We start from the raw sequence: 8,554 nt of genomic DNA on the forward strand, positions 1-8,554 counted from the left end.
TCACCACGGGATCATCCAGTCGCAGTCGACCTTGCTCCCACTGCTGCAGGATTGCGACCACTGTCAACGGCTTACCCGCACTCAGCCACAGATTGATCGTCTCTGATGTCATCGGCTGGCCTGGCGCGGAGAGTCCGAATCCACCATCAGCCAGGACCTCGCCCTGAAGCGAGACATAGATCTGCAGGCCCGTATGTAACTGCCGATCAACACCTTCACGAAAGACGCCAAAAGTCGCTGGGAGTCGCTCGGCAAGTTCGAGTTCGTTCATTGATTGCCCATCATTCTTTCAAAAGCTTGACCGCCCGCTCCCTGATCGATGACGTTTTCGACTCAAGCAGTGATTTTCGGTGTGCGGAACTTAACCGGGCTGCTGACAATTGGCCACCGGCAATGGCATCAAGCAATTTCTCTGCGCGGCGATCGGTCCTCAGCAGTGCGTCGAGGGCGAGCGTGCGATTGTGCTCGTTGACATATTCGACACAGCCCAGTAGCAGGTCAGCGACTTCTGACGACTCGACATCACTCAGACCGCTGATCGACCCCATCTGCAGTTCGGCGTTGACGCCCTTTGCGAGATACTTCACCAGTTGCGCGCGACGTCGATTCCAGTCGTCCACAGCAATCATTCGCAGTGCGTCATATCGCGTTCCCGTCGGAACGCGTTCGTTGTCGCTCATCTCTGACGCGAGAACCAGTGACCTCTTCCACCGCTGGTTCAGATCGGGCGAGTCCTTAAGGATTTCGAGAATTCGCCCTTTCGGCCATCCTCCGCTCAAGCTGATGCCATTGATGATTCCACCTCCAACGACGACCGCCTGCCAGTCCCGAAGCGGTTCTCCGTCTTTCGGAAGCGAAACCTCTAACAGCTTGAAAAGCTGATCTCCCTCGGCTCGTTTGCCACAGTCAATGGCGACGCGCCAGATCCAGGGAATCCTGCGATATTCTTCGGCCTGATTGTCAGGCAAGTCTGCTACAAGTGCCGCAACAATTTCAGACGCCTGTTCGGGCTTCTCTGTGATCCAGCGCGCGCGGTCGTCTGCGGACAGCGCATCATCAAGAAGTTGCCGGGCAAACTCCTTGACGTCAGTGGCCGGAGAAACAGGTTCGACCTTGGCGAGAGCGAACGGCTGCCCCTCGGGAATCAGATAAACTCCCCGCAAATCCATGAGAGCCCCGCTGACATGACTTCCGTCCGGACGGAGCAGCAGCCGATGTGCGCCGGCGTCGAGTGACAGTGAGCCGACTTTCGTTACGACGTAGTTGCTCCATCCACCTGTTCCCCGAACGACGCCCGTCAGAAATTTTTCACCACATTCGATTCGGAATGCGTTCCCCTGAGAACCGCCATCACATGCATATTCCTGGTAGACATCAAAGACGCCTGCCTCGGGCAGGTCGATCGACCAGACAACGTGATCGTTCACCCCATGCCAGTATCCGATATTGCCATAGGGGGTTTCGAAAGCAATGTCATTGCCATAGATCGCGGCCGTTGCGGCAAGCAGAGACAAACGCCCCTCTTCCGGACGGACCGTCTTTGGCGTATTTCCTTCCGCCTGCTTCGGAGGAACCGAAACGGAACTGAGAAGTGCAATCAGGTCAGCGACAGCTTGCGGTGACAGGTCCTTTTCCAGGCCTTCCGGCATCAGCGACTTTGCCGTCGCTCTCAGCTCTTCCAATTCCTTCCGCAGCAACGTGAACTGCTTCCCTTCGGGACCGAGCAGCGTCACGCTGTTTGACGATTCACTCGCCAGGAGTCCTGTCCGGATCAATCCCTCCCGGGTCACGGCCAGGTAACCGATGTAGCGAGTATCCACATTGCGATTGGGATCAAGTAACTCCTGCAGCAGAAACGAAGGAGACTTGTTGGCCACCATGGCCAGATTGGGGCCCACGACGTGTCCGACATCGCCGAGACGATGGCATTGGGCACAGGTCTTGGCAAACAGAGCCCGACCACGCTCGTTGTCCCCTTTCAGCGTCAGTGCCTCGCGATACTGCTCGACCACCTGTTGCCGGTCGGTATTAATGCTGGCGGCGAGCGACTTTTCCGCTTGCCGGCGTATATCTAGAACTGGATGGGAAATCAGGGCCTGGCGCTGAGCCGCAGAAATGGAGGTCGCGGGAATCGTGCCATCGGCCACTTTTTCAAAGAAGTAGGGCGTCCATTTGCCACGTCCCAGGAACGCGTCGACAATTCGAGGCTGTACGGAGGGAGAAAGTTCGCGATACCTTTCTGCAAAGATTTCGGGAACGTTGTCTGCGGCGATCCGCTCAAACGCTTCCACTGCGGCCAGTTGAACTCCCGGCGGATAAGCAGATGACAGCAACGGGATCAGTGTCGCGACGTCATCCATCTGCTGCATCGGGTCTCGCCCGAGTAACTGAATCGCGGCGATGCGAGTTTCATCGTCGGCCCCCTCGGCCGCGATCAAACTGCGAGCCGCCTGTTGCATCCGGCGGGTGACGTTCAGTACCTCATCGTCCCGCTTCACCTGCTCACCCCCCGCATCGGCAGGTCGCCGACGCAGAGATTCCACCAGGTTTGTGACCGCTCGCAATTGCCAGGCGCGGGGTTGCTGATCCAGGCCTTTAGAGACAGCAACCAGCGCCAACTTGATCGCACCGTCGTCACCGTATCCGACGGCTGTGGCGAGGAACGGGGCCATCAGCGACGGAGGTGGCTCTCCGTCTTTCAATTCATCGAACAGGGTTGTCGTAAACGCCTGCAGGTCTCCCGGCCGGATGCTGCTGAAAATCGCTGCGACCTGGTAGGGATCACCCGCATCACGCAAGGCCATCTTCGCCAGTGTCGATCCAATTCGTCGGTCTTCCCACTCACCCAATGAACAAGCCACCTGCAACCGCACATGGGGATCAGCATCGTCCGAAAGTTTCAGTAGCGAATCGATCAGTGCCCCCTTCTCGGTCATCCCCTCAGCAAGCACCAGGCCCACTGCACGGACCCGCGGGTCAGGATCGCTGAATGCACGCTGAATATCGGCTGCAGTGAGTTGCGATGCCGCGGCCAGTCGGCGATAGCTCATCACTCGCAGGTTTGCATTGCCCTGCTGACTTTCGTCGCGCCACGACTTGACCCGTTCGGCAGAGATCGTACGGGTCCCTTTTCCGCCGTTGCTAATCACGTCGTGGAGTTCCCGCTCCTGATAGACCGACAACAGCGGAGATTTGGTTTCCGTGGTTCCCGATCGGTCGGTGCGAGGGAGTGCCCGCGTCGCTGGTTTGGATTGGTCGGATTGACTCGTGACACGGTAGATTCGCCCCAGTGTCGTTCCCGCCCTCAAATCGAGCGGATCGAGTTCCTGTTTGGGGATCCAACGAGGATCCTCGATAATGAAGCGGTACATATCAACGACCCAGATGGCACCGTCAGGCCCGTTGACAACCTGAACCGGACGGAACCATCCATCGGTCGATCGCAAAAATTCCGTCTCCGCCTCGTTCGCCGGACGTTCTGCGACAAAGGACGTCCCGGTGGGCTTCAGGGCGAAGCGGTGAACCAGCAGATTTACCGGTTCACAGATGAAAAGATGGTTCTGGTAGTCTGCGCCGAGAACCGAATCCCGATAGGCAGCGATTCCACACGCCGCGGTCACGGTGCCGGGTGCTCCGCTGAGCTGAAATCGCTGAGCATCAGGACGAGCGGGATACAACCGACGCGTCTCCTCCGATTGCGCCAGATTCACGCGACTGATAGGTGAAGTCACGTAAGGGTTTCGTCGGAGGTAGTGTTCCGCCAGAGGGTAGTGATAACCAAGCGTGGAATTATCGCAGCCGAACCAGTTCCCGAATTCGTCGCGGATTCGCCCCTGCTGAGTCCGGCCTGTGGCCGCTTCAATCTCACCGGTCTCTGGTTTGATCCGAAAATCGCGATCACCTAATTCGACGGTCTTGCCAGCCAGGTTCGTAATTGACCCACCAAACAGACCACACGAACCATAGATCCAGCCATCCAGACCGTAGGTCAAGCTGTTGAGGCGTGCCTGGTTGTTGGAAGTTCCGAAGCCGGTAAACAGTTTCTGAACCCGATCGGCCTCGTCATCGCCGTCGGTATCTTCCGCATACAGCAGATCCGGAGCGGCACAGATCAGCACTCCTTTTCGCCAGACGGTGACTCCCGTCGGCTGAGCGATCTTATCCAGAAAGATGGTCGACCGATCAAACTGCCCGTCACCATCGGTGTCGCGGACCAGTCGAATTCGTCCGCCCGGTGGTGGAGGTACGGAGTCCGTGGGGGCGCCACCTTCACTGCCCTGAAGCGAGATGAAGGTATTGGGATAGTCGCTCATCTCCGCGACCCACAATTCGCCGTTCAGTCCGAAATCGATCGCAACCGGATCAGCGATCAAAGGTTCTGCCACAACCAGATCGACTCTCAGATTCGATGTCGTCTCAAGAGCAGCGAGGGATTGGTGCGGAGACTTCGGCAGGGTTCCCGACGTCTTTCCGGCATCGAAGCGGGCTGCAAACTTCTCGTCGAGTTGACCTCGGACAGAACGGATAATGCGATCCTCGAGTCCCGGCTTAAACGGCGCGGGACGGTCGTAGTAGACCATCGCCCCTCCCCCTTCGTAGCCTCCCTCCCTGAGAATTCGCTCAGAAGGAATGTAACAGGGGGCGTCATTCGCATACGCGTTCACCCAGATGCGCATTCGATCCAGTTCCCGTTTCAGCCGTAACGAGTAATCAACAACGACTTCGCCCGGCAGAAAGACCATTGCCAGCGAATCACCGAACGACCACGTCACAATCGGATAGTCCAACGTCGTCGGCAATTTTTCCCCGCGGTTAAGCCGCTCTAACTGAACAAGCGCATGATATCCAACAGGGTCATCTTTCTCGGCTCGCTTCTCCCATTCGGCTCGTGTCGGAAGCGTGTCGTAGTCAAGCGGAACCGACTCACGCACGGCCTGGATCGGTCCCTGGACCGGCGTCATAAAGCCTCTGATCATTCGTTTCACTTCAGCGGCGATCTCGGCCCCCTGCTGCATGGCAATATCGGCCCTGTCGCCCACCACCCCGCTGCTCGGGTTCTGGTCGGCACCGCATCCGACTGACACCAGAGCGATAGCAGAAGGAAATGCGCGCTGAATCAAATCCTGAGCGTACCCCGCCCAGTCACCGCTCACTTTGTTGTTAGAGAGCGTCACACAATGACACGCGTAGTCGACGTAAATGGCTCGGACCACTCCATCCGGCCTCGTCACAACCAGGACTGGAAGATCGTGGTCCACGGGCCCCCCCTGCTGTCGTCGATTGATCGCGAACTTGACTGTCCCAATCCCCCAGGTCAGCTTCGACTCTTCCCTGTTCGCCAGGGCTTCCAGCGCCACTTCTTCAATGCGATCGGTCAGGAACTGCGTATAGCGATCAATCTGCTTCCAGTGGTCTTCCGGGATCGGCACACTGAACAGCGTCGGAGCCACACCACGCAGCATCGGGGCCGTATGCGTGTGCGAAGCCGTGATCGAGAGGTTTGCTCGCTTTAACCCTGCTTTCGTCTTGAGGCGTGACGCGACTTCATCACACATCGATGCCGGAATTCCGAGATTGTCGACCGTCACCAGCACCACAGGATCGGACTGCGGATTCGCCGAAATGGCCAATGCTTTCGCCCAGATGGGCTGAGTCACCCCTTCGGATTCGGTTCTGCGGAATCCAAAACCGGATAACCGAACGGGGTATTCCGGCGTCACGTCGGCCTGCGAAACACCGACAGAATACGTTGCGGTACTTTCTGTCGCGGAGACGAGTTGTCCGAGACCGCTCAACCCACTGATAACGCAGACGATCCTCAGTGCGATCAGAAAACGAACCATGCAAAACTCCGCGTTAAGGTGCCGCAGGCGAAAACAGATCCCATGAGACGGCAGTATCGACGAACATCGTGTCTCAAGCAAACCCACAGAAGCCATCGCAGCGTGATCAGCGAGGCGGCGGAGTCTGGTTGAGCCGCAGCAGCCCCGTGATGCTGGGTCCCGGAATGTGATGTGTTCATCGACGCAGATCCATTACGGTAACTGCCGTAATCTAGCGACCTTCAACTTACGAACGAGTCCAGCGGTAGCGGACACAAGACGCAGCCCGTCAGACGCAGCGCCGGAGAGGAATCCAGCGGCAGTAGAAATCGTTGCCAAGTCCGGTCCCGGAACAAGTCATCAACGAAATTCATCGATCAGGACAGAATTTCGTGAATCACCTGGCCATGCACGTCGGTCAGGCGGAAGTCGCGTCCCGCATAGCGATAGGTGAGCCGTTCGTGATCAAAGCCGAGTAGATGCAGGATAGTCGCATGCAGGTCGTGGGGACTGGTCGGCTTTTCGACCGCCTTGAACCCGAACTCGTCGGTGGCTCCGTAAGCGGTCCCGCCTCGAACGCCACCACCCGCAAGCCAGACGCTAAAGCCATAGTGATTGTGGTCACGTCCGAGTAGCGCCTTCCCGTCACCGGCCAGTTCCACCGTCGGAGTCCGACCGAACTCACCACCGAAGACGATCAGCGTATCTTCGAACATTCCGCGCTGCTTCAAATCGGTCATCAGTGCGGCGATGGGTTGATCAATTTCTCCTGCAAGCTGGCGATGCGCAGTTTCGATCCCCGAGTGATTGTCCCATGGTTGCCCGGCTCCATGCCAGAGCTGGACGTACCGCACCCCTCGTTCGAGCAACCGACGGGCGATTAACGTCTGCCGGGCGTGCACTCCCGCTCCGTAAAGTTCCTGAATGTGCTTCGGCTCTTTCGAAATATCGAAGGCCTCGGCCGCCTCCGTCTGCATGCGGAACGCGAGTTCGAAGGACTGAATACGGGCTTCCAGCCGGGTATCAACCCGCACGTCCCGATGCTCGGCATTGAGTGACCTGAGCAAATCGAGTTGCCGCCGCTGCATTCCCGCCGTGGCGTGCGGGCTGCGGATATTCTCGATCAACTTGTCAATCAGTTGGTGTCGGGGATCGACATACGTTCCCTGATAGACACCCGGCAGGAACCCTGATTGCCAGTTTTCTGAATCTTTGATCGGCAGGCCGTTAGGGCACATCGCGACGAAGCCGGGGAGGTTGCGATTCTCTGTTCCCAGCCCGTAAAGCACCCAGGCACCGACACTGGGACGTGGCTGAACGGAATCCCCACAGTTCATCAGCATGAGCGAGGGTTCGTGGTTGGGAACATGAGCGTACATCGAGCGAATCACCGCGATGTCGTCTGCATGGGCGGCCGTTTTGGAAAAGATCTCGCTGATCTCCAGCCCGCTCTGACCGTACTTCTGGAATTTGAAAGGGGACGGAAAGGCGGCCCCTGTCTTCCGTTCGGTCGTCAGATTCACGGGTGCCGGCTGACCCGCATATTTTTCCAGAGCCGGTTTCGGATCAAAGGTATCGACGTGAGACGGACCACCATTCAGGAAGAAGTGAATTACCCGTTTCACTCGACCCGGAAAATGCGGTTTCTTTTCTGTTTCAGTCACCGCGGCGTCTGCCCCGGATGCCGCGCGTGCCTCACGGGATTCCTGATCGTGAAAGAGGCCCGCCAGGGCGAGTGCCCCCATCCCCATTCCGGACCGCTCAAGGAGAGACCGACGCGTCATTGGCAGGTGCGCTTCGAACATAGGATTAGCTTGCTCCTGGGGCGAGTATCTGGATCTCGATCATTTAACGATGTCAGGGCCGAAAACGGTGAATCCTTCAGCGTTCTTTCGCGATGACACTCAGTCGGGTCTTCATCATCCCTTCACCGGCTCGTCACTGCGGCCGACCTTAGCGGTGACAAATATCACGACGGAAGGTGTCAAAGTTGAGGCAAACCACAAACAACCTGATCTCGATTTCCGATGGTTCAGGAGAATAACTCACGAACCGCTTTTCCTTTTCCATCCTCCGTCGGATAGAAGGGGCGTCCCTCCACATCAAACGAAGTCTTTGGACTGATCCCCATCGCGGTGAAGATGGTGGCATGCAGATCCATCACACTGACCGGGTTTTCGACCGCAACGAAAGGTCGTTCCGTCGAGGTGGCTCCGTAAAGGAAACCCTTACGCATTCCTCCTCCGAACATCAGCACGGACGAGCCCCCCGTAAAGTGCCGGTGCTGTCCATAGTGCTTCATCTCAGACAGCTTCTCGACAGGGAAAGTGGTCTGATCACCCGCTGTCGATCCCGGCTTCCCTTCCATGATCATGTCCCGGCTGAACTCGCTCGCGATGATCACCAGGGTCCGATCCAGCAATCCCCGGGCTTCGAGGTCAAGGATCAGACTGGCAATCGGCTGGTCGATTTCCTGCTTCATGCGGACGAGCGTCTCATGCCCGTTCGCATGCGTATCCCAATTCAGGAAGGGGACGTATTCCGTGGTCACTTCCACAAAGCGGGCCCCGGATTCCACCAGTCGACGGGCGAGCAGACAGCCCCGCCCGAACCGGGTGCTGCCGTATCGTTCAGCACTATCGCCAGGTTCCAGCTCGAGATCGAACGCGGCCCGATCTTTGGAACTGAGCAACCGATGAGCACCGTCGAGCGACCTCAGATAGGACTGCTGC

General features: G+C 57.8%; 4 protein-coding genes. All 4 read right to left on the reverse strand.

Features of this window, described 5'->3' with window-relative positions:
- The coding region (locus tag VGE80_RS16290) for a serine hydrolase (protein ID WP_440593406.1) at positions 1-271 on the reverse strand (271 nt) is incomplete at its 3' end.
- 10 nt (positions 272-281) lie between these two features.
- Positions 282-5,843 (reverse strand): neutral/alkaline non-lysosomal ceramidase N-terminal domain-containing protein, encoded by a 5,562-nt coding sequence (locus tag VGE80_RS16295; protein ID WP_440593407.1) that lies wholly within the window; start codon positions 5,841-5,843, stop codon positions 282-284.
- Between the two features lie 356 nt (positions 5,844-6,199).
- Positions 6,200-7,627, reverse strand: coding sequence for a DUF1501 domain-containing protein (locus VGE80_RS16300; RefSeq protein ID WP_397570555.1), 1,428 nt, complete (start codon positions 7,625-7,627; stop codon positions 6,200-6,202).
- A 227-nt stretch (positions 7,628-7,854) separates the two neighbouring features.
- Positions 7,855-8,554, reverse strand: a 700-nt coding sequence (locus VGE80_RS16305; protein ID WP_440593408.1) for a DUF1501 domain-containing protein, incomplete at its 5' end; no start/stop codon positions are given.

Source organism: Schlesneria sp. (assembly GCF_036405755.1).
GTDB classification, from domain to species: domain Bacteria; phylum Planctomycetota; class Planctomycetia; order Planctomycetales; family Planctomycetaceae; genus Schlesneria; species Schlesneria sphaerica.

What these genes read in the sequence shown, in the direction of transcription:
- VGE80_RS16300 (WP_397570555.1), bottom strand. Translation starts at nt 7,627, where the DNA reads ATGTTCGAAGCGCACCTGCCAATGACGCGTCGGTCTCTCCTTGAGCGG.
- VGE80_RS16295 (WP_440593407.1), bottom strand. Translation starts at nt 5,843, where the DNA reads ATGGTTCGTTTTCTGATCGCACTGAGGATCGTCTGCGTTATCAGTGGG.